The sequence below is a fragment of the Photobacterium sp. DNB22_13_2 genome (assembly GCF_052873915.1).
This window is the reverse complement of sequence record NZ_JBNNXU010000293.1, coordinates 1-236: the sequence shown is the minus strand read 5'-3', so window position 1 is coordinate 236 and position 236 is coordinate 1. Positions and strand designations below refer to the sequence as shown.

The following is a 236-nucleotide window of genomic DNA, read 5'->3' as shown; positions in this document are numbered from 1 at the left end:
GCCAATACGGCAAAGCTATTCCGCACATCGAAACTATCCGCGAACTTGCAGATTCGCAGCTGCAGCAACTGCTAGCTGGCGATACCATTATCGTTTCCCAAGGCTTCCTCGGCTCAAGCCGCGAAGGCGAAACCACCACATTAGTCCGTGGTGGCAGCGATTACAGTGCTGCTTTGGTTGCCGAGGCTATCAGGGCGGAAACCCTAGAGATATGGACCGATGTACCGGGCATGTAC

Annotated in this window: 1 protein-coding gene; it reads left to right on the top strand. The window is 54.7% G+C overall.

What is annotated here, in order from left to right; all coding sequences use genetic code 11:
* Positions 1-236: amino acid kinase family protein (locus ACVA58_RS28700; protein WP_446513625.1), on the top strand; the 236-nt coding region annotated here is incomplete at both ends.